The following is an 18,159-nucleotide window of genomic DNA, read 5'->3' on the forward strand; positions in this document are numbered from 1 at the left end:
TTTTCCGCCCGCCGTCAAACCAGGCCGGCGTTATCGTCCGAGGAATTGCAGATGAAGTTCGAAGGCACCCAGGCCTACGTCGCCACCGATGACCTGAAGCTGGCCGTGAATGCCGCTATCACCCTGGAGCGTCCGCTGCTGGTCAAGGGCGAACCCGGCACCGGCAAGACCATGCTGGCCGAGCAACTGGCCGAATCCTTCGGCGCCAAGCTGATCACCTGGCACATCAAGTCCACCACCAAGGCGCACCAGGGCCTTTACGAGTACGACGCGGTCAGCCGCCTGCGCGACTCGCAACTGGGCGTGGACAAGGTCCATGACGTACGCAACTACCTGAAAAAGGGCAAGCTGTGGGAGGCCTTCGAATCCGACGAGCGAGTGATCCTGCTGATCGACGAAATCGACAAGGCCGATATCGAGTTCCCCAACGACCTGCTGCAAGAACTCGACAAGATGGAGTTCTACGTCTACGAGATCGATGAAACCATCAAGGCGAAGAAACGCCCGATCATCATCATCACCTCCAACAACGAGAAAGAGCTGCCGGACGCCTTCCTGCGCCGCTGCTTCTTCCACTACATCGCCTTCCCGGACCGAGTCACCCTGCAGAAGATCGTCGACGTGCACTACCCGGACATCAAGAAGGACCTGGTCAGTGAAGCCCTCGACGTGTTCTTCGACGTGCGCAAGGTCCCGGGCCTGAAGAAAAAGCCGTCGACCTCGGAACTGGTGGACTGGCTGAAGCTGCTGATGGCCGACAACATCGGCGAAGCGGTGTTGCGCGAACGCGATCCGACCAAGGCCATTCCGCCCCTGGCCGGCGCCCTGGTGAAAAACGAGCAAGACGTGCAGTTGCTCGAACGCCTCGCGTTCATGAGCCGTCGCGGCAGCCGTTAAGTTCGCTTTTTTTAACAAAAGCGGGGGCAATAGCCATGCTGCTCAACCTGTTCAATGAAATGCGCGCCGCCAAGGTTCCGGTGTCGGTGCGCGAACTGCTCGACCTGATCAACGCGCTGAAGCAGCGCGTGACCTTCGCCGACATGGACGAGTTCTACTACCTCGCCCGGGCGATCCTGGTGAAGGACGAGCGGCATTTCGACAAATTCGACCGGGCTTTCGGTGCCTACTTCAATGGTCTGGAAAAACTCGATGACCATCTCCAGGCCTTGATTCCCGAGGACTGGTTGCGCAAGGAGTTCGAACGCTCGCTGAGCGACGAGGAACGCGCGCAGATCCAGTCCCTCGGCGGCCTCGACAAACTGATCGAGGAATTCAAGAAGCGCCTGGAAGAACAGAAGGAACGTCACGCCGGCGGCAATAAATGGATCGGTACCGGCGGCACCAGCCCGTTCGGCTCGGGCGGTTTCAACCCCGAAGGCATTCGCGTCGGCGACGCCGGCAAGCGCCAGGGCAAGGCGGTCAAGGTCTGGGACCAGCGCGAGTACAAGAACCTCGACGACCAGGTTGAACTGGGCACGCGCAATATCAAGGTGGCCTTGCGTCGCCTGCGCAAGTTCGCGCGCCAGGGTGCGGCGGAAGAACTGGATATCGACGGCACCATCGACCACACCGCCCGCGATGCGGGCCTGTTGAATATCCAGATGCGGCCGGAGCGGCGCAACACCATCAAGTTGTTGCTGCTGTTCGATATCGGCGGTTCGATGGACGCCCACGTGAAGATCTGCGAGGAGTTGTTCTCGGCCTGCAAGACCGAGTTCAAGCACCTGGAGTACTTCTACTTCCACAACTTCATCTATGAATCAGTGTGGAAGAACAACCTGCGCCGGGGCTCGGAACGTACTTCGACCCAGGACCTGCTGCACAAGTACGGGGCCGACTACAAGGTGATCTTCGTCGGCGATGCGGCCATGGCGCCGTATGAAATCACCCAGGCCGGTGGCAGTGTCGAGCACTGGAACGAAGAAGCCGGCTATGTGTGGATGCAGCGCTTCATGGCCAAGTACAAGAAGCTTGTCTGGATCAACCCTTATCCCAAGGACACCTGGAACTATACGGCGTCGACTGGGATCGTCCGCGATCTGGTGGAGGACCAGATGTATCCGCTGACCTTGCGTGGGCTGGAAGAAGGGATGCGGTTCCTGTCCAAGTAACCGCGAACCCTGTGGCGAGCGGTGTCAGGCAAACCTGCGCATGAACTCGACCTGCTGCCGATGCGCCGTCTCCTGCACCACCGGTGCCAAGCGCACCGGCGTTCCCGGCAGGCATTGCGCCAGGCGCGCCAGCGACAATGGCGTCAACGCACCCAGGCGTGGATAGCCGCCAATGGTCTGCCGGTCGTTGAGCAACACGATCGGCTGGCCGTCCGGTGGCACCTGAATCGCCCCCAGGGGAATGCCCTCGGAGATCATCGGCTCGCCCTGGTACTTCAACTCGGGCCCCAACAGACGAATCCCCATGCGGTCGGCACGACTGTCCAGGGTCCAGGTACTGTTGAACGCGTCGAACAGGCTTTGCCCGCTGAACTCGCCGATCTGCGCCCCGAGCACCACCTGCAACGGCGCGCTGGCGCTGAAATCCGGCACCTGCGCCTCTGCCAATACCCTCGGCGTCGGCGCCGATCCGTGATACTCCAGGCGCCCACCCTTGGCCAGGGGCCGCCCCAGGCCATCCAGCCCACCGAGCTCCTCGCGAACCACACAAGCAGCACTGCCAAGGACTTTCGGCGCGATAAAACCGCCCGGCGCCGCCAGATAGGCCCGTGCCCCCGACAGCGGTTGCGTCAATTGCAACCGCTGGCCTTTCCTCAGGATAAAACTGCACCAGGGCGCCAGCGCCTGCCCGTCCACCCGCGCGCCCAGGTCGGCACCGGCCAGGGCCAGGCAGCAATCCTCTTCGGCCACCAGCGTGAAGCCGCCCAGGGTCACCTCCACCACCGCGGCGTCCGGCGCATTGCCCAGCAGATGGTTGGCCCAGAACATCGACACCCAATCCAGCGCCCCGCCCTGGGTCACGCCCAGATGACGCACGCCAAAACGCCCCGCATCCTGCAACAGGCACAGTGGCGTACTCGCCTCGATCGACAGATGGCTCATGCCAGGCTCTCCAGCGGCGTGTCATCGCCGCCCAGGGTAATGAATTCAGCGTGATCGACCGCGGCAAAGCGCACCGTATCGCCCGGCTGCATCAGGCTATAGCCGTCGCGCTCGCGGTCAAACAGCTTGCTCGGTGTGCGACCGATCAGGTTCCAGCCCCCCGGCGAGACCACCGGGTAGGCTGCGGTCTGGCGCTCGGCAATCCCCACGCTTCCCGCCGCGACCCGTTTACGCGGGGTACTGAGGCGCGGCGCGGCCAGCCGCTCGTCGACCAGGCCCATGAAGGCAAACCCCGGGGCGAAGCCCAAGGCGAACACCTGGTACTCGCGCTCGCTGTGGCAACGAATGACTTCGCTGACCGACCAGCCGGCACGTTCGGCCAACAAGCCCAGTTCCGGGCCGACACTGGGGTCATACCACACTGGCAACACATGGCATTGGCCGCCGGCACCGGTGCTCGGCGCCAGATCGGTCAAGGCCACGGCAATCAGTTCCCGGGCCTGGGACGGGCTCAACGCCAGCAGGTCGTAATGCACCATCAAGGTGGTATAGGACGGCACCAGATCGATCAGATGCCCGGCAAATCCAGTCCGCAGACGCTCGCCAGCGGCGAGCATCCACGGCATGTTCTCTTCGGCGATCACGTCGAACAGGCGCACCATCAGACAGTCGATCCCGACCACTTCGATCCGTGGCTTCATACGGCGGACTGCCGATCCAGGGCCTCGCGGATCCGCTGCACGGCGGCCACCGAACTGGCGTTGTCGCCGTGCACGCACAAGGTATGGGCCTGCAACCGCAGCGCACTGCCATCGCTGGCGGTGAGGCTGTCACCACGGGCAATGGTCAGTGCCTGCTCGACGATCAGCGAAGGTTCGTGATGCACGGCACCGGGCAACTGCCGCGACACCAGGCGCCCCGCGCTGTCGTAGGCACGGTCGGCAAACGCCTCGAACCACAACGTGACACCGTATTCATCGCCCAGGGCCTGGGCCGCGCTGTTGTCGCGCATCGCCAGCAGCATCAACGGCAGTTCCCGATCATACGCCGCAATCGCCTGGATCACCGCACGCAGTTGCTCGGGATTGGCCATCATGTCGTTGTACATCGCGCCGTGGGGCTTGACGTAACTCACCCGGGCACCTTGCGCCCGGCAGATACCGTCCAGCGCACCGATCTGGTAATGCAGCAGGTCCTGGATTTCCTGGGGCGTGCAGGCCATGGAGCGGCGACCGAAACCCACCAGGTCGGGATAGGCCGGATGGGCACCGATACGCACGTCATTGGCCAGGGCCAGGGTGACCGTCTTGCGCATGATGCTCGGATCGCCCGCGTGATAACCGCAGGCCACGTTGGCGCAATCGATAAACGGCATGACCTGCGCATCCAGACCCATGGTCCAGTTGCCATAGCTTTCGCCGATATCGCAATTCAATAACAAGCGGCTCACGGTGGTTGCTCCTGTGGGCTTTTAACTTTTCTTAATGTGGGACTTTTCACAGATCCCCACAGATTACTGCGCTTCGAGTTCCTTGCCACGGGTTTCCGGCAGGCTCAGGGCCGCGAGGATCACCACGCCGTAGGACACCGCGGCAAAAGCGCCGATCCCCAGGCTCAAGGAGACTTTCTGGCTGAGCAGGCCGATCAGCAGCGGAAAAAACGCCGCCAGTGCCCGCCCGATGTTGTAGCAGAAGCCTTGGCCCGAACCCCGGATGCGGGTGGGAAACAACTCGGTGAGAAACGACCCCATGCCGCTGAACATCCCCGAGGCGAAAAAGCCCAGCGGCAAGCCCAGCCACAGCATGATCTCGTTGCTGACCTGCAACTGGGTGTACAACAGCACGACGATGAAGGAGCCGATGGCGAACAGTATGAAGTTCTTCTTGCGCCCCAGCAGATCGGTCAGGTACGCGCTGATCACGTAACCGATGTAGGAACCGACGATCACCATGGCCAGGTAGCCGCCCGTGCCGAGTACGCTCAAGCCGCGCTCGGTTTTCAGAAAGGTCGGCAACCAGGAAGTGATGGCGTAGTAGCCGCCCAACGCACCGGTGGTCAACAAGGAAGCCCGCAGGGTAATGCTGAGCATGCCCGGGGCAAAGATCTCGTAGAAATGCGCCGGATGGCTCGGGGCTTCCTGGATCTTGGCCTGGCGATAGACCTCCGGGTCCTTGACCAGGCGGCGAACGAAGATCACGAAGATCGCCGGCACGATGCCCAACACGAACAGCGCGCGCCAGGCGTCTTCCGGCGGCAGCAGGGAAAACAGCGCCGCATAGAGGATCGCGGTCAGTCCCCAGCCCAGGGCCCAGCCCGATTGCACCATGCCGACCGCCTTGCCGCGGTCCTTGGCGCGGATCACCTCGCCCATCAGCACCGCGCCGGCGGTCCACTCGCCACCGAAACCGAAGCCCATCAAGGTGCGGGCGACCAGCAACTGCTGGTAGTTCTGGGCGAAACCGCAAAGAAAGGTGAACACGGCGAACCAGAGCACCGTCAGTTGCAGGGTCCGCACCCGGCCGATTCGGTCGGAGAGAATCCCGGCGATCCAACCGCCGAGGGCAGAGGTGATCAGGGTGCTGGTGGAAATCAGCCCGGCCTGGCCGGTGGTGATGCCCCAGAGGGCGATCAGCGTCGGGATGACGAAACTGAGCATCTGGGTATCCATGCCATCCAGGCCGTAACCGATCTTGCAACTCCAGAACGTGCGACGCTCCTGCTGATTGAGATTGCGATACCAGGTGAACGGACCGGGTGGGCCCTCGGCTTGGGTGACATCCAGCGAGCCGGGCGTAGTCATGGGGGTTCTCCGCATAAAGCTTATTGGTATTGTTCTGGCGACCGCCCAGACTTAGGCTTATCGTGCCTGACCGGTCGAAGGCCATTTTTCGTTGGCCATGCCCTCTGCGTCCAACTAATAAAAGTCCTGCCCTGGCATAAGAAAAAGTTGATTGCATGAACCTCAAATTTCTCGAAACCTTCGTCTGGGTTGCGCGACTCAAGAGTTTTCGCCTGACGGCGGACAAGCTCTTCACCACCCAGGCCTCCATTTCCAGCCGTATCGCGGTGCTCGAAGGCGAGCTCGGGGTGAAGCTGTTCCTGCGTGATTCGCGCGGGGTCAGCCTGACGCCCGAAGGGCTCAAGGTGCTCGACTACGCCGAGCAGATGATGGACACCATGCAGGCCCTCAAGCACGCCATCGAAATCAGTTCGACCAAGGTCGGGCGCCTGCGCATCGGTGTGATGGACACGGTGATCCATACCTGGCTCAGCCCGCTGGTGGCGCAGATGTCGGATCGTTTTCCCCTGGTGGAAATCGAATTGGTGGCCGATACCGCGCTGAACCTCTGCGATCAGCTGCAAAAAGGCTTTCTCGACCTGGTCTTGCAAACCGACCTGCTGCGCCAGGAGTCCATTCGCAGCCTGGAACTGATCAGCCACCCCATGGGTTGGGTGGTGGCCAGCAACTCGATCTATAACCGCGAATACAAGAGCCTGGCCGAGATAGCCCGGGAGCGCATCGTGACCTTTTCGAAGAATTCGCGGCCGCACCAGGAAATCCTCGGCCTGATGCAGATCCATGGCGTACCGACGCCACGGCTGAACTGCGTGAACTCGGTGTCGGCAATTACCCGGTTGCTGCGCGACGGCTTCGGCATCGGCGCCCTGCCGCCGGTGCTGGTCCGGGAAGAACTGATGCGCGGCGAGTTGACCTTGCTGGCCCTGGACGTGCGCCCGCCGAACCTGGAAGTGGTGGTCTCGTGGCGGGTCGGCGTGGAGTTGGTGGAAGAGATTGTCGCGCTGTGCCAGGAAGTCTTGCACAGCTATGCGGACAAGATGGGCGAGCAGTATGTGGTCCTGAGCAAGCCCACCCTCGCCGGCCACTAACGCCGAGCTTTTGTAGGAGCCGGCTTGCCGGCGATGAGGCCAGCGAGCCTTGCATTGATCTTGCGGGCGCCATCGCCACGGTGCGGCGTCCCGACAAGCCGGCTCCCACAGTAACGCGGCGTCCGCAGGATATTTGTTCTTACCAGCCCCGTTCGCGCCGTGCCAGCCGCTCGCGCTGGCGCTTGCCGCCCAGCACCACCCAGTCCACCAGGCGGAAGAAGCCTTCGATCACGAACGAGAACAACAGCGCCACGCCCATCGCCCAGCCGATGGCCTCGGGCGACAGCAGGACCTGGTAGGTGTAGCCCTGCAAGGTTTCCTGGCGGATCGCCGGATCGGCCGCATAGGCCACCTGCAACGCGCGTTTGTACCAGGGGCCCTGCATCGCCTGGAACTGGTCATCCAGCAGACGCTGGCGGTTGAGCAAGGTGCCGAGGCTCTCGGCATCGCTGCGAAACACCGGGTCGTCACTGGCACGATAATGCGCCACCAATGCCTGCAGGTCGCCGTTGAAGAACTGCTCGGCGGTCTTCTGGAAGCCCTGGAGAGCGGTCTGCGCTTCGATCAGGTGCGCCTCGACCCGCTTGGTGTAGTCATTGATGAAGCCCGGCACCTGGACACCGATCAACAGGCCCAGGGTAAACAGAATCAGCCGCAGGTAACTCAACCACATAACGGACGTCCTTAATCGGTCTGGCCCTGGCTGACGCATTCGCCGCGCCGCCACAGGCTCCACTGGCCCGGTTCGTAGCGGGTCCAGGTTTCGTTTTCAGTCAGGGGTTCGGTGGCAATCACCGTCACCACGTCATTGGGCGTGGTTTCGGCCTGGAAGTCGACGATCACGTCCACATCCTTCAAGCGTGCCGGCCCGAACGGCGCGCGCCGGGTGATCTGCGCCAATTTGGTCGAGCAATAGCAGAACAACCAGTCGCCGTCGCTGAGCAAGCAGTTGAACACGCCCTTGCCGCGGTACTCGGCACAGGCCTGGACCAGGGACGGCAGCAGCACTTCGATGTCCACCGGCTCGGGAAAGGCCTGGCGCACCCGGTTGAGCAGGTCGCAGAACGCCGCTTCGCTGTCGGTGTCGCCTACCGGGCGATAGAAACTGGTGGGTGGCCGGAAGTCCGCCAACTGGCCGTTATGGGCGAAACACCAGTTGCGCCCCCACAGCTCGCGGACAAAAGGGTGGGTATTGGACAGGCAGACCTTGCCGACATTGGCCTGGCGGATATGTCCGATCACCACTTCGCTCTTGATCGGATAACGCTGCACCAGGTTCGCCACCTCGGACTCGCTGCTCGCCGCCGGGTCCTGGAACAGGCGCAAGCCACGGCCTTCGTAGAAGCCGATGCCCCAGCCGTCGCGATGGGGACCGGTACGCCCCCCGCGTTGCATCAGGCCGGTAAAACTGAAAACGATATCGGTCGGTACATTGGCGCTCATGCCCAACAATTCACACATGCTCGGACTCTCGCTTCAATGCAGGGACGCCGTTAAAGACGCGGTTCGACCCGCGGACGACCCGTGCCACTGCTCGGCGGCCGACGGCCATGACGCTCGTTGCGATCGGCCGCGGCGAAGGGTTGATCGTCCTCCTCGGGCTCGGCTTCCGGCGCCGCGCCAGCCGCCACCGGCTGCGGGCGACGGGCCTTGATGGAGCGCTCGATGGGCCAGCGGATCAGCGCGAAGACCACATAAACGCCGAGGGCGATCAGCAGGTACATGAACAGATCGGAAACCGCGCGCCAGGCGTTGTTGCCGACCTTGAACAGCAGGTCAAGGGCGGTAATGGCTACCGCCGGGGCGAATTTTTCCTTCACCGGGTCGATAATGGTCGGGCTGAGCAGCAGCACCGCCATCACCACGCGTAATGGCTCGCGCAACCAGCGCCAGATCCAGCGGGTCAGGCGAAACCACACCAACAGGCAGCCCAAGGCGGCGAAGGCGTAGCAGCCCCAGGCGATCAGATAGTCGTTCTCGGTCATGGTGTCCATGGCAAGGCTGGCAAATAGATGCTTATGATAACGGCTTTTCGCCGGTCCGGCTGCCCCGCCGTCAGCGATCCGTCCACAGAGAGTTGCCCATGTCCCTCGATAGCACCGTCCACAGCGCCCCGATTGCCCGCCGCGACGCGGGCGCGGACCCTTACGCCTGGTTGCAGGAGCGCGACAGCGATGCCGTGCTCGACTACCTCAAGGCCGAAAACAGCTACCAGCAGGCCCGACTGGCCGACCAGGCCGAACTGCGCGAAACCCTGTTCGAGGAGATCAAGGGCCGGATTCTCGAAACCGACCTGTCCCTGCCTTCGCCCTGGGGGCCGTTCCTGTACTACACCCGCACCACCGCCGGCGACGAATATGCGCGGCACTACCGCTGCCCGCGCCCGGCCGATGACAGCCTGACGGTGGATGAAAGCGCCGAAGCCCTGCTGCTGGATCCCAACGTACTGGCCGAGGGCGGCTTCTTCTCCCTAGGCGCCTTCAGCGTCAGCCCGGATCACCAACGCCTGGCCTACAGCCTCGACACCACCGGCGAAGAGGTCTATCGCCTGTACGTCAAGGAACTGGACAGCGGCGTGGTCAGCGAGCTGCCGTTCGACGACTGCGACGGCAGCATGACCTGGGCCAACGACAGCCAGACGCTGTTTTTCGCCGAACTGGACGACACCCATCGTCCCCACCGGCTGTACCGCCATCGTCTCGGCGACAGCGGGGCCGACGAGGTCCTGCACGAAACCGACGGGCGCTTCTTCCTGCACTGCTACCGCAGCAGTTCCGAGCGCCAGTTGGTGGTGCTGCTCAACAGCAAGACCACCAGCGAGGCCTGGGCCCTCGACGCCGATACCCCGACCCAGGCCTTTACCTGCCTGGCGCCACGGGTCGAAGACCACGAGTACTACGTCGACCACGGCCAGTATCAGGGACAGTGGAGCTGGTTTATCCGCAGCAACCAGGACGGCATCAACTTCGCCCTGTTTCACGCCCCGGACCACGGCATACCGGGCCGTGACGACTGGCAATTGCTGGTGCCCCACAATGACCAGGTGATGCTCGAAGGCCTGACCCTGAACGCCTCGGCCCTGTGCCTGAGCCTGCGTGAAGGTGGCTTGCCGATCATCGAAGTGCGGCCCGGGGACCTGCCGAGCTATCGCGTGCAGCTGCCGGATGCCGCCTACAGCCTCCACGTGCAAGACAGCCTGGAGTTCACCAGCCAGACCCTGCGCCTGCGCTACGAAGCGCTGAATCGGCCGGCCCAGATCCGTCAGTTGACCCTGGCCAGCGGCGAACAGCTCGTACTCAAGCAAACCCCGGTGCTGGGCGACTTCGACCCCGATGCCTACGTCAGCCAGCGCCTGTGGGCCACGGCCGCGGACGGCACGCGGGTGCCCATCAGCCTGGTGGTCAAGCGCGAACTGCAAGGCCAGGCCACGCCGCTCTACCTCTACGGCTACGGCGCCTATGGCGAAAGTCTCGACCCGTGGTTCTCCCACGCCCGCCTGAGCCTGCTGGAGCGCGGCATGGCCTTTGCCATCGCCCATGTGCGCGGTGGCGGCGAACTGGGCGAGGCCTGGTATCGCGCCGGCAAGCAGGCGTACAAGCAGAACACCTTCGACGACTTCATCGCCTGTGCCGAGCACCTGATCGCCGAGGGCCTGACCACCTCCAAGCAACTGGCCATCAGCGGTGGCAGTGCCGGCGGCCTGTTGATCGGTGCCGTGCTCAACCAGCGCCCGGAACTGTTCCAGGCCGCCATCGCCGAAGTGCCGTTCGTCGATGTGCTGAACACCATGCTCGACCCGGACCTGCCGCTGACCGTCACCGAATACGACGAATGGGGCAATCCCGAGGAGCCCGAGGTGTATGCTCGGATCAAGGCCTACGCGCCGTATGAAAACGTCCACGCCCAGGCCTACCCGGCCACCCTGGTGATCGCTGGCTACAACGACAGCCGCGTGCAGTACTGGGAAGCGGCCAAATGGGTGGCGAAACTGCGCGCCACGAAAACCGACGAGCATCTGCTTTTGCTCAAGACCGAACTGGGCGCGGGCCATGGTGGCATGAGCGGTCGTTACCAGGGATTACGTGACGTAGCCCTCGAATACGCCTTCGTGTTCAAGGTTCTGGGCCTGGTCTGAGGAACTCTGCCCGGCGCCCTTGTCTTAACTCCAGGCCGCCGGGCTTCGATGCCCGCACAGAACAGGTAACAAGAAAAGATCGTGAGCCATGCCAGAACCGACCTTACTGAATAACGAAATCCGCGACATGCTGATGGACTGCGGCTTGTTCGCCGCCTTGTTGCCGGCGGACTTCCTCGCCGCCGCCGGCTATTTCAGCATCAGCAGCGTCGCCAAGGGCGAAGCCATCTTCCACGAGGGTGATGCCGGGACCTTCATGTGCATCATTCATCACGGCAGCGTGAACGTGCAGAAGAGCAACGCCGAAGGCGTACCGGTGGTGATCGCCACCTTGCGCGCCGGCCGGGCTTTCGGCGAGATGGCGGTGCTCGATGGCGAGCGGCGCTCGGCCAGTTGCGTGGCCGCCAGCGATTGCCAGTTGCTGAACCTGGGCAAGGACTCCCTGGAAAAGATGCTCAACGACGCGCCGAAGATCGCCGCCAAGATCATCCGCGCCATCGCCATCGCGCTGTCCAGGCGACTGCGCATGGCGGACGGCCAACTGCTCTCGCAACAGATCTAGCTGGCGGTTTGGCCCGCCTTGTCGCTCTTGTCCGTCTTGTCGTTCTGCTCCAGGCCCGGCAGGGTCTGGTCCCTGGGCGGCTGCGGCAACTCGATGCTCGGCAGCGGCTCGCCAGGCTTGGGCGGGGTGCGCGGGGTGATCTGAGGGTACGGCGTGGGGGTGGCGGTGCCCGGTGTCCCCGGTTTGGGTGTGACCGGTACCGGCGATAGATCCTCGGCCCGGACCGTCGTAAGGGTGAGCGCGGTCAATGCAATGGCCGCTACAATAACGCGTTTCATCAATGGCTCCGTTGCCAGACTTCTCTGTCTGCCATCAGGCTACTCGCAACGCGGCTATTTTGCCCCTCCCAATGAGATTTCCATGAAACGTTTCGTTCTGCTGGACACCACCCCGATTCCCGAAAACGGCGGTGCCTTGTGCCTGTTCGAGTATGGCGAGGACTTCGTGATCAAGATCCAGGGCGGCGACGGCGGGCAGTTGATGAACACCCGCATGCACGGCTCCGAGGATGCACTGGCAGAGATTCCCTGCCGCAAGGTCGCCGGTCGGCCGCAATCGCGGGTGCTGATCGGCGGCCTGGGCATGGGCTTCACCCTGGCCTCGGCCCTCAAGCACCTGGGCAAGAGCGCCGAAGTGGTGGTGGCCGAACTGGTGCCGGGCGTCGTCGAGTGGAACCGCGGCCCGCTGGGGGAAAAAGCCGGTAGGCCCCTGGACGACCCGCGCACGGTGATCCGCCTGGAAGACGTGGCCAAGGTCCTGCAGGCCGAGCCCAATGGCTTCGATGCGATCATGCTCGATGTCGACAACGGCCCCGAAGGCCTGACCCAGAAAGCCAACAGCTGGCTCTACTCGACGGCCGGCCTGAACGCCTGTGCCAAGGCCCTGCGGCCCAAGGGTGTGCTGGCGGTGTGGTCGGCCAGCGCCGACAGCCATTTCTCCGACAAGCTGCGCAAGGCCGGCTTCAAGGCCGAGGAAGTCCAGGTCCATGCCCACGGCAACAAGGGCACGCGCCACACCATCTGGATCGCCGAGAAGCTCAAGAACTGAGCTAAACTTTGCGTAACCGTCATTAACCCATTCGACAAGGTGAACCCATGAGTTCGGCCAACCCTCCCTCCCATACCGCCAAGCTGGACCGTATCCTGGCCGATGCGAAACGCGATAAAGAGATGGGCTATCGTGACAAGGCGCTGAAAATGTACCCGCACGTGTGCGGCCGCTGCGCCCGTGAATTTTCCGGCAAGCGCCTGAGCGAGCTCACCGTGCATCACCGCGATCACAACCATGACAACAACCCACAGGACGGTTCCAACTGGGAATTGCTCTGCCTGTTCTGCCATGACAACGAGCACTCGCGCTACACCGACCAGCAGTACTTCGGCGACAGCTCGCTGAGCAGTCCGAAGATCGCCAAGGCCACCCACAACCCGTTCGCGGCGTTGGCCGGGTTGATGAAGAAAGACGACTGAAAGCCAGCATGCCGGGGCCTTGAGCCCCGGTGTCGTTTTCGAGCGAAACAGTCGGATCGGTCAGGGCTCATCAGGCCGATAATCTGTTCACCCGTTGTAATTTAAAGCCTGCTGCACACTCCAATGGCACAAGTACCCGGGCGCCTGCCTGGGGTGATCCTACGTACCGGGTAAACGCGCCATGAAACTCAACCAATTGATTCAAAACCTCCTGGGCGCTCGCCAACCGGCGCAGGTTTCGCGACCGGAGCAGGAATTGCTGTCGAGCCTGCTGGTGATGGCCTGGGTGGTGGAGGCACGCGATCCCTACACCGGCGGGCATCTGTGGCGGGTGGCACAGTTCAGCGAATTGCTGGCGCAGAAGGCCGGTTTCGCAGCCGAGGAAGTGGCGCGGATCGCCCTGGGCGGCTTTGTGCATGACCTGGGCAAGGTCGGTATTCCCGATGCGGTGCTGCGCAAGGCCGGGCCCTTGAGCGACGAAGAATACGCCGTGATCAAGACCCACCCTGACATCGGTTATCGACTGCTGCATGCCCACCCGCTGGCCGCTCTGGTGGAGGACGCGGTGCGCCTGCACCACGAAATGCCCGATGGCCGGGGTTATCCCCTGGGGCTCAAGGCCGGCGAGATTCCGCACCTGGCGAGCATCGTCGGCATCTGCGACGCCTTCGATGCCATGACCAGCACCCGCCCCTATCGTGCGGGCATGCCGCAGGCGCAGGCGTTGCAGATCATTGGCAAGAACCTGGGGACCCAGTTCGACGCGCACTTCGGCGCGCTGTTCATCCAACTGGGGGAATCGGGCGCCTTGAGCCCGATCATCGGCCATACGGACCAGGGCATTCCCCTGCGTCACTGCGGCATGTGCGGACCGACGGTGGTCCTCAAGCGCGCGCACCGTGCCGGGGATCATGTGTTCTGCGGCAACTGCGGCGCCGACTATCTGCTGCAACAGAACGCACCGGGCAGCCCGTTGGAACTGCAGGCCACCGGCGCCGCCGGCAGCGCGCAAGACCTCAGCCCCCAGGCCGACGTCGAGTTGATCGAGCGCCTGGTGCAGCGCCAATTCGCCCCCATCCTGTAGGAGCAGCCGTATTTGGCCTCAGACAGCCGGACCCTTGGCGGTCTGGCCGAAGAGGATCTTCTTGCCCTCCTCCGTACTCGACGCACGCCGCGAATACGGCTCGCCCCGGGCATAGGCGCGCCGCGTTGCCGGACGTTGTTCGATGGCGTGGAGCCAACGACTCAGATCCGGGAAATCCTCAATGTTCTGTTGCTGACGTTGCCACGGCACCACCCAGGGATAGCAGGCCATGTCCGCGATCGAATAGTGCTGGCCGGTAATGAAATCACGCCCTTGCAGTCGTCGATCCAGCACACCGTAGAGACGGTTGGTCTCATTGACATAACGGTTGATGGCGTAGGGTAGTTTTTCCGGCGCATACAGCCCGAAATGGTGATTCTGCCCGGCCATCGGCCCCAGGCCGCCCATTTGCCAGAACAGCCACTCGGTCACGGTCTTGCGGCCACGAACATCCGCCGGCAGGAACCGCCCGGTCTTTTCCGCCAGGTACAGCAGGATCGCCCCCGACTCGAACACCGTGATCGGCTCGCCGCCATCGGCGGGCGCGGTGTCGATGATCGCCGGCATTCTGTTATTCGGCGAAAACGCCAGGAACTCCGGTTGGAACTGGTCGCCGGCACCGATATCCACGGGATGGATACGGTACTCGAGACCGGCCTCCTCCAGGAACATTGTGATCTTGTGGCCGTTTGGCGTAGCCCAGTAGTAGAGCTCAATCATTCGATTTCCCTCGTCAAGACGCACTATTTCAGTAACCCAAAGACCGGTCGCACCAGCCCTTCCAACAATTCCCGTTCAGGCCTTGAGCGGGCCAGCACCCGCAGTCCCATAAGCACCCCCAGGCACAGGCGCGCCAGATCGTCCGCCGACTGCACAGCACTGATGCTGCCCTGCGCCTGGCCGGCACTGATACAACGGCGGAAAAAGCCTTCCATCCCTTCCTGGACCGCTGCCAGCACCGCCTTGAACTCCGGATCGTGGGGCGCCACCTCAAGGGCCGCGTTGACGATAAAACAGCCTTTGCGCTCAGGGTCGCTCAGCGACAGTTCGATGATCTCGTTGAAGAACGTCAGGATGGCTTCGCGGGGCGACAGTTGCTGCTCCAGGCGTGCGGAACGCTCGCAGAAGCCGCGCTTGATGTAATGATCGAGGGCCAGGCCAAAGAGCGCGCGTTTATCACCGAAGGCGTTGTACAGGCTGGCCCCGGTGATCCCCATGGCCAGCGCCAGATCCCGCACGGAGGTGGCCTCGTAGCCCCGGGTCCAGAAGCAGCGGATGGCCGCCTCCAGTGCCGCGGCCTCATCGAATTCTCTTGGTCGTGCCATAACCCACACATTGACTCAAATTGAAACAAACGGAGATTGCCACATCCCCGGGTTTCGGCCTATTTTATAACACTCGATACAAAACATCATCCAGGACCTTTCGACATGATCCGCTTCTTTTTCCATCCGACGCCCAATCCGGCGAAAGTCGCGCTGTTTCTTGAAGAAGCGGCGTTGCCCTACGAACTGATTCCGGTCGATACCAGCAAGGGCGAACAGCACGACCCGGCGTTCCTGGCGATCAACCCCAATGCCAAGGTCCCGGCGATCATTGATACCGAGGGCCCGAATGGTAGCGAAGTCCGGGTCTTCGACTCGAATGCGATCCTGCTGTACCTGAGTGAAAAAACCGGGCTGTTCGGCGGCGGCACCGGCGATCGGGGCGAACTGTTGTCGTGGATGATGTTTATCGGCACCGGCCTGGGGCCGTTTTCCGGTCAGGCGGTGCACTTCCAGCACTCGGCTCCGGAAAGCCTGCCCTACGCCATCAACCGCTATCGCCGGGAAGCCGAACGGCACTACCGGGTGCTTGACCGACACCTGGCCGCACGCAGCTACATCGTCGGCGACAGCTATTCGATTGCCGATATCTCGGCCTGGGGCTGGATCGACCGGGCGGCGCGGGTCCTCAAGGGCGAAGAATCGCCGCTGGCCGCCTACCCCCACCTGTCGGCCTGGTTCCAGCGTATCGAGGCCCGGCCGGCCGTGGCCCGTGCCCGCCAGGTGGGCAAGAGCCATGCCTTCAAGCAGGTCAACGACGAACAAACCCGACGCGCGCTGTTCCCCTCGAACTATCCCGACACCACGAGCTGACGGAGATGCCGGTATAATCGCGTCTTTTTCCTCAAAGGCACCCGGCTCGTGGCAAACAAAAGGTACAGCTGCATTGGTTTGTATAACCCCAAGTCACCGGAGAACGTCGGTTCGGTGATGCGTGCGGCTGGCTGCTACGGCGTGGCCTCGGTGTTCTATACCGGCAAGCGCTACGAGCGGGCCCGGGATTTCGTCACCGACACCAAGAAAGTCCATCAGGACATTCCGCTGATCGGCATCGACGACCTGAAGAAGATCCTGCCGCTGGGCTGCATACCGGTGGCGGTCGAACTGGTGGAGGGTGCGCGCTCGCTGCCCGAATACACCCATCCGGATCGGGCCCTGTATATCTTCGGCCCGGAAGACGGCTCGCTGGACAAGGACATCCGCGACTGGTGCGAGGACGTGGTGTATATCCCGACCACCGGCTGCATGAACCTGGCGGCAACGGTCAACGTGGTGCTCTACGACCGCCTGGCCAAGGGCAACAACACCCGTTCCGGTCCGAAATTCTAGGTTCTCGCACAGCTGGATGAACGCCTGGATACTGACAGTATCCAGGCGCGAGACCAGATCGGTGCCGTCGGGGCTTAGCCGGCGCGGAAAATCAGATGATCTTCCCAGTCATCCTCGGGCACGCTGCCTTCGGCCAGCATGCGCCCGGACTGGGAAATCCGCTCGTGGTGCACCGCATCGCGGTCACCGCAGACCAGGTGATGCCAAAGCGGCAGGTCCTTGCCTTCGCTGACCAGGCGATAGCCGCAGGTCGGTGGCAGCCACTTGAACTGGTCGGCCTGGCCCGGCGTCAGCTGGATGCAGTCCGGCACCGAGTCGCGACGCTTGGCGTAGTCGGTGCACTGGCAGGTCTTCAGGTCCAGGAGCTTGCAGGCAATGCGTGTGTAATACACGCTGTTGTCCTCTTCGTCCTCGAGCTTTTGCAGGCAGCACAGGCCACAACCGTCGCACAACGACTCCCATTCCTCCTGATCGAGTTGCTCGAGGGTCTTGCGTATCCAGAAGGGTTCGACTTTCGCGGCCATGGTTCAGACATCTGCATCGGGGAGTGAAAAGGCCGCCAGTCTAGTGCGCCGCGCCTTTTCGGCCAAGCGCCGGCGACTGTCGGTTGAACAGGACTTGTCAGCCCGACCGCGGCACAGTAGCTTTCCAGCTTATTTTCCCCAGCCAGGACTCCCCCCATGAGCGCCAACCCACGCATCGCCGACTACCCCATCGACGCCCAGTTCACCCAGCGCTGGTCGCCACGCGCCTTTACCGGCGAGAGCATCCCGGAAGAAACCCTGCTGAGCTTTTTCGAAGCGGCCCGCTGGGCACCTTCGGCCTATAACTCGCAACCCTGGCGCTTTCTCTACGCGCGCCGCGACACGCCGAACTGGGAGCGTTTCCTGGGTCTGCTGAACGAATTCAACCGCGGTTGGGCGCAGCACGCTTCGGCCCTGGTGATCGTGATTTCGAAAACCACCTTCACCGCACCCGGCGCCAGCGAGGAAACCCCGGCGCTGTGGCACACCTTCGACACCGGTTCGGCCTGGGGCCACCTGGCGCTGCAAGCCAGCAACAGCGGCTGGCACAGCCACGGCATGGCCGGTTTCGACCAGGAGCTGACCCGCCGCGAGCTGAAGGTTCCGGAAGGTTATGCGCTGCATGCGGCGGTGGCCATCGGCAAGCTGGGCGACAAGGCCAGCCTGCCGGATTACCTGCAGGCCCGGGAAACCCCAAGCCCACGCCAGCCGCTGAGCGCGCTGGCGGCCGAGGGCGATTTCAGCCTGTAACCAAGGCTGAAGGCGCTCCGTGCAGGAGCCGGCTTGCCGG

The 18,159-nt window shown here is 63.0% G+C and carries 22 protein-coding genes; 11 read left to right on the top strand and 11 right to left on the bottom strand.

Annotated features, from left to right (window positions below; genetic code table 11):
• Positions 1-51 precede the first annotated feature (51 nt).
• Complete coding sequence (locus tag NUH87_RS09985; protein WP_040065136.1) at positions 52-897, top strand: AAA family ATPase; 846 nt, start codon at positions 52-54, stop codon at positions 895-897.
• Between the two features lie 35 nt (positions 898-932).
• Positions 933-2,111 carry a vWA domain-containing protein gene (locus tag NUH87_RS09990; protein ID WP_040065129.1) on the top strand — a complete coding sequence of 393 codons (1,179 nt, stop codon included), beginning with the start codon at positions 933-935 and terminating at the stop codon, positions 2,109-2,111.
• A gap of 24 nt (positions 2,112-2,135) precedes the next feature.
• On the opposite strand, the gene NUH87_RS09995 is transcribed toward NUH87_RS09990, so the two are convergent.
• From NUH87_RS09995 to NUH87_RS10010, 4 genes are all read right to left on the bottom strand, one after another.
• Positions 2,136-3,053, bottom strand: a complete 918-nt coding sequence (locus tag NUH87_RS09995) for a biotin-dependent carboxyltransferase family protein (RefSeq protein WP_338525812.1) — start codon at positions 3,051-3,053, stop codon at positions 2,136-2,138.
• Positions 3,050-3,754 (bottom strand): allophanate hydrolase subunit 1, encoded by a 705-nt coding sequence (locus NUH87_RS10000; RefSeq protein WP_338525813.1) that lies wholly within the window; start codon positions 3,752-3,754, stop codon positions 3,050-3,052. Before NUH87_RS10000 ends, NUH87_RS09995 begins: the two co-directional genes overlap by 4 nt.
• Positions 3,751-4,503: a 5-oxoprolinase subunit PxpA gene (locus NUH87_RS10005; RefSeq protein ID WP_338525814.1), complete on the bottom strand. Its 753-nt coding sequence runs from the start codon at positions 4,501-4,503 to the stop codon at positions 3,751-3,753. The genes NUH87_RS10000 and NUH87_RS10005 overlap by 4 nt, the downstream gene beginning before the upstream one ends.
• Before the next feature lie 63 nt (positions 4,504-4,566).
• On the bottom strand, positions 4,567-5,853 hold the full coding sequence (locus tag NUH87_RS10010) for an MFS transporter (protein WP_338525816.1): 1,287 nt from the start codon (positions 5,851-5,853) through the stop codon (positions 4,567-4,569).
• A gap of 155 nt (positions 5,854-6,008) precedes the next feature.
• Between NUH87_RS10010 and NUH87_RS10015 the strand changes: the two genes are divergently transcribed.
• Entirely contained in the window at positions 6,009-6,941 is a 933-nt protein-coding gene (locus NUH87_RS10015; protein WP_338525817.1) for a LysR family transcriptional regulator, read from the top strand.
• A gap of 139 nt (positions 6,942-7,080) precedes the next feature.
• On the opposite strand, the gene NUH87_RS10020 is transcribed toward NUH87_RS10015, so the two are convergent.
• Genes NUH87_RS10020 through NUH87_RS10030 form a run of 3 tightly spaced genes read right to left on the bottom strand, consistent with a single transcriptional unit; the run spans position 7,081 to position 9,004 of the window.
• Complete coding sequence (locus NUH87_RS10020) at positions 7,081-7,614, bottom strand: DUF2937 family protein (RefSeq protein WP_040065113.1); 534 nt, start codon at positions 7,612-7,614, stop codon at positions 7,081-7,083.
• Between the two features lie 11 nt (positions 7,615-7,625).
• The gene (locus NUH87_RS10025) at positions 7,626-8,402 is read right to left on the bottom strand and encodes a class II glutamine amidotransferase (RefSeq protein ID WP_040065112.1); all 777 of its coding nucleotides are present in this window, start codon (positions 8,400-8,402) and stop codon (positions 7,626-7,628) included.
• 32 nt (positions 8,403-8,434) lie between these two features.
• Positions 8,435-9,004 (bottom strand): MFS transporter, encoded by a 570-nt coding sequence (locus tag NUH87_RS10030; RefSeq protein WP_422393933.1) that lies wholly within the window; start codon positions 9,002-9,004, stop codon positions 8,435-8,437.
• 20 nt (positions 9,005-9,024) lie between these two features.
• Here NUH87_RS10030 and NUH87_RS10035 point away from each other — a divergent pair, with 20 nt between their 5' ends.
• Both NUH87_RS10035 and NUH87_RS10040 read left to right on the top strand, forming a co-directional pair.
• The gene (locus NUH87_RS10035) at positions 9,025-11,076 is read left to right on the top strand and encodes a S9 family peptidase (RefSeq protein WP_338525820.1); all 2,052 of its coding nucleotides are present in this window, start codon (positions 9,025-9,027) and stop codon (positions 11,074-11,076) included.
• Positions 11,077-11,164: 88 nt separating this feature from the next.
• Positions 11,165-11,638, top strand: coding sequence for a cyclic nucleotide-binding domain-containing protein (locus tag NUH87_RS10040; RefSeq protein ID WP_338525821.1), 474 nt, complete (start codon positions 11,165-11,167; stop codon positions 11,636-11,638).
• Here the strand turns inward: NUH87_RS10040 and NUH87_RS10045 are convergent.
• Positions 11,635-11,916 carry a hypothetical protein gene (locus NUH87_RS10045; protein ID WP_338525822.1) on the bottom strand — a complete coding sequence of 94 codons (282 nt, stop codon included), beginning with the start codon at positions 11,914-11,916 and terminating at the stop codon, positions 11,635-11,637. The genes NUH87_RS10040 and NUH87_RS10045 overlap by 4 nt on opposite strands.
• An 82-nt stretch (positions 11,917-11,998) precedes the next feature.
• Here NUH87_RS10045 and NUH87_RS10050 point away from each other — a divergent pair, with 82 nt between their 5' ends.
• From NUH87_RS10050 to NUH87_RS10060, 3 genes are all read left to right on the top strand, one after another.
• A complete protein-coding gene (locus tag NUH87_RS10050; protein WP_338525823.1) occupies positions 11,999-12,685 on the top strand; it encodes a hypothetical protein in 687 nt (228 codons plus the stop codon).
• Positions 12,686-12,732: 47 nt separating this feature from the next.
• Entirely contained in the window at positions 12,733-13,107 is a 375-nt protein-coding gene (locus NUH87_RS10055) for a YajD family HNH nuclease (protein ID WP_040065106.1), read from the top strand.
• Positions 13,108-13,288: 181 nt separating this feature from the next.
• Positions 13,289-14,191: an HD-GYP domain-containing protein gene (locus NUH87_RS10060; protein WP_338525826.1), complete on the top strand. Its 903-nt coding sequence runs from the start codon at positions 13,289-13,291 to the stop codon at positions 14,189-14,191.
• Between the two features lie 18 nt (positions 14,192-14,209).
• Here the strand turns inward: NUH87_RS10060 and NUH87_RS10065 are convergent, their stop codons facing one another.
• On the bottom strand, positions 14,210-14,911 hold the full coding sequence (locus NUH87_RS10065) for a glutathione binding-like protein (protein WP_338525827.1): 702 nt from the start codon (positions 14,909-14,911) through the stop codon (positions 14,210-14,212).
• Between the two features lie 23 nt (positions 14,912-14,934).
• Positions 14,935-15,516: a TetR/AcrR family transcriptional regulator gene (locus NUH87_RS10070; protein WP_338525829.1), complete on the bottom strand. Its 582-nt coding sequence runs from the start codon at positions 15,514-15,516 to the stop codon at positions 14,935-14,937.
• Positions 15,517-15,621: 105 nt separating this feature from the next.
• Between NUH87_RS10070 and NUH87_RS10075 the strand changes: the two genes are divergently transcribed.
• Together NUH87_RS10075 and NUH87_RS10080 are read left to right on the top strand one after the other, a co-directional pair.
• Positions 15,622-16,329, top strand: coding sequence for a glutathione S-transferase family protein (locus NUH87_RS10075; RefSeq protein WP_338525830.1), 708 nt, complete (start codon positions 15,622-15,624; stop codon positions 16,327-16,329).
• A gap of 48 nt (positions 16,330-16,377) precedes the next feature.
• A complete protein-coding gene (locus NUH87_RS10080; RefSeq protein ID WP_040065099.1) occupies positions 16,378-16,845 on the top strand; it encodes an RNA methyltransferase in 468 nt (155 codons plus the stop codon).
• A 74-nt stretch (positions 16,846-16,919) separates the two neighbouring features.
• Here NUH87_RS10080 and NUH87_RS10085 read toward each other — a convergent pair whose 3' ends face one another.
• Positions 16,920-17,369, bottom strand: coding sequence for a YcgN family cysteine cluster protein (locus tag NUH87_RS10085; protein ID WP_040070429.1), 450 nt, complete (start codon positions 17,367-17,369; stop codon positions 16,920-16,922).
• Positions 17,370-17,525: 156 nt separating this feature from the next.
• Here NUH87_RS10085 and NUH87_RS10090 point away from each other — a divergent pair, with 156 nt between their 5' ends.
• Positions 17,526-18,119 carry a nitroreductase family protein gene (locus NUH87_RS10090; RefSeq protein WP_338525831.1) on the top strand — a complete coding sequence of 198 codons (594 nt, stop codon included), beginning with the start codon at positions 17,526-17,528 and terminating at the stop codon, positions 18,117-18,119.
• Positions 18,120-18,159 lie beyond the last annotated feature (40 nt).

This window comes from Pseudomonas batumici (genome assembly GCF_036585405.1).
GTDB lineage: Bacteria > Pseudomonadota > Gammaproteobacteria > Pseudomonadales > Pseudomonadaceae > Aquipseudomonas > Aquipseudomonas batumici.

Excerpts from the sequence above, each read along its gene's own strand:
- NUH87_RS09985 (WP_040065136.1), top strand. The coding sequence starts at position 52 with ATGAAGTTCGAAGGCACCCAGGCCTACGTCGCCACCGATGACCTGAAG.
- NUH87_RS09990 (WP_040065129.1), top strand. The coding sequence starts at position 933 with ATGCTGCTCAACCTGTTCAATGAAATGCGCGCCGCCAAGGTTCCGGTG.
- NUH87_RS09995 (WP_338525812.1), bottom strand. The coding sequence starts at position 3,053 with ATGAGCCATCTGTCGATCGAGGCGAGTACGCCACTGTGCCTGTTGCAG.
- NUH87_RS10000 (WP_338525813.1), bottom strand. The coding sequence starts at position 3,754 with ATGAAGCCACGGATCGAAGTGGTCGGGATCGACTGTCTGATGGTGCGC.
- NUH87_RS10010 (WP_338525816.1), bottom strand. The coding sequence starts at position 5,853 with ATGACTACGCCCGGCTCGCTGGATGTCACCCAAGCCGAGGGCCCACCC.
- NUH87_RS10015 (WP_338525817.1), top strand. The coding sequence starts at position 6,009 with ATGAACCTCAAATTTCTCGAAACCTTCGTCTGGGTTGCGCGACTCAAG.
- NUH87_RS10020 (WP_040065113.1), bottom strand. The coding sequence starts at position 7,614 with ATGTGGTTGAGTTACCTGCGGCTGATTCTGTTTACCCTGGGCCTGTTG.
- NUH87_RS10025 (WP_040065112.1), bottom strand. The coding sequence starts at position 8,402 with ATGTGTGAATTGTTGGGCATGAGCGCCAATGTACCGACCGATATCGTT.
- NUH87_RS10035 (WP_338525820.1), top strand. The coding sequence starts at position 9,025 with ATGTCCCTCGATAGCACCGTCCACAGCGCCCCGATTGCCCGCCGCGAC.
- NUH87_RS10040 (WP_338525821.1), top strand. The coding sequence starts at position 11,165 with ATGCCAGAACCGACCTTACTGAATAACGAAATCCGCGACATGCTGATG.
- NUH87_RS10045 (WP_338525822.1), bottom strand. The coding sequence starts at position 11,916 with ATGAAACGCGTTATTGTAGCGGCCATTGCATTGACCGCGCTCACCCTT.
- NUH87_RS10050 (WP_338525823.1), top strand. The coding sequence starts at position 11,999 with ATGAAACGTTTCGTTCTGCTGGACACCACCCCGATTCCCGAAAACGGC.
- NUH87_RS10055 (WP_040065106.1), top strand. The coding sequence starts at position 12,733 with ATGAGTTCGGCCAACCCTCCCTCCCATACCGCCAAGCTGGACCGTATC.
- NUH87_RS10060 (WP_338525826.1), top strand. The coding sequence starts at position 13,289 with ATGAAACTCAACCAATTGATTCAAAACCTCCTGGGCGCTCGCCAACCG.
- NUH87_RS10065 (WP_338525827.1), bottom strand. The coding sequence starts at position 14,911 with ATGATTGAGCTCTACTACTGGGCTACGCCAAACGGCCACAAGATCACA.
- NUH87_RS10070 (WP_338525829.1), bottom strand. The coding sequence starts at position 15,516 with ATGGCACGACCAAGAGAATTCGATGAGGCCGCGGCACTGGAGGCGGCC.
- NUH87_RS10075 (WP_338525830.1), top strand. The coding sequence starts at position 15,622 with ATGATCCGCTTCTTTTTCCATCCGACGCCCAATCCGGCGAAAGTCGCG.
- NUH87_RS10085 (WP_040070429.1), bottom strand. The coding sequence starts at position 17,369 with ATGGCCGCGAAAGTCGAACCCTTCTGGATACGCAAGACCCTCGAGCAA.
- NUH87_RS10090 (WP_338525831.1), top strand. The coding sequence starts at position 17,526 with ATGAGCGCCAACCCACGCATCGCCGACTACCCCATCGACGCCCAGTTC.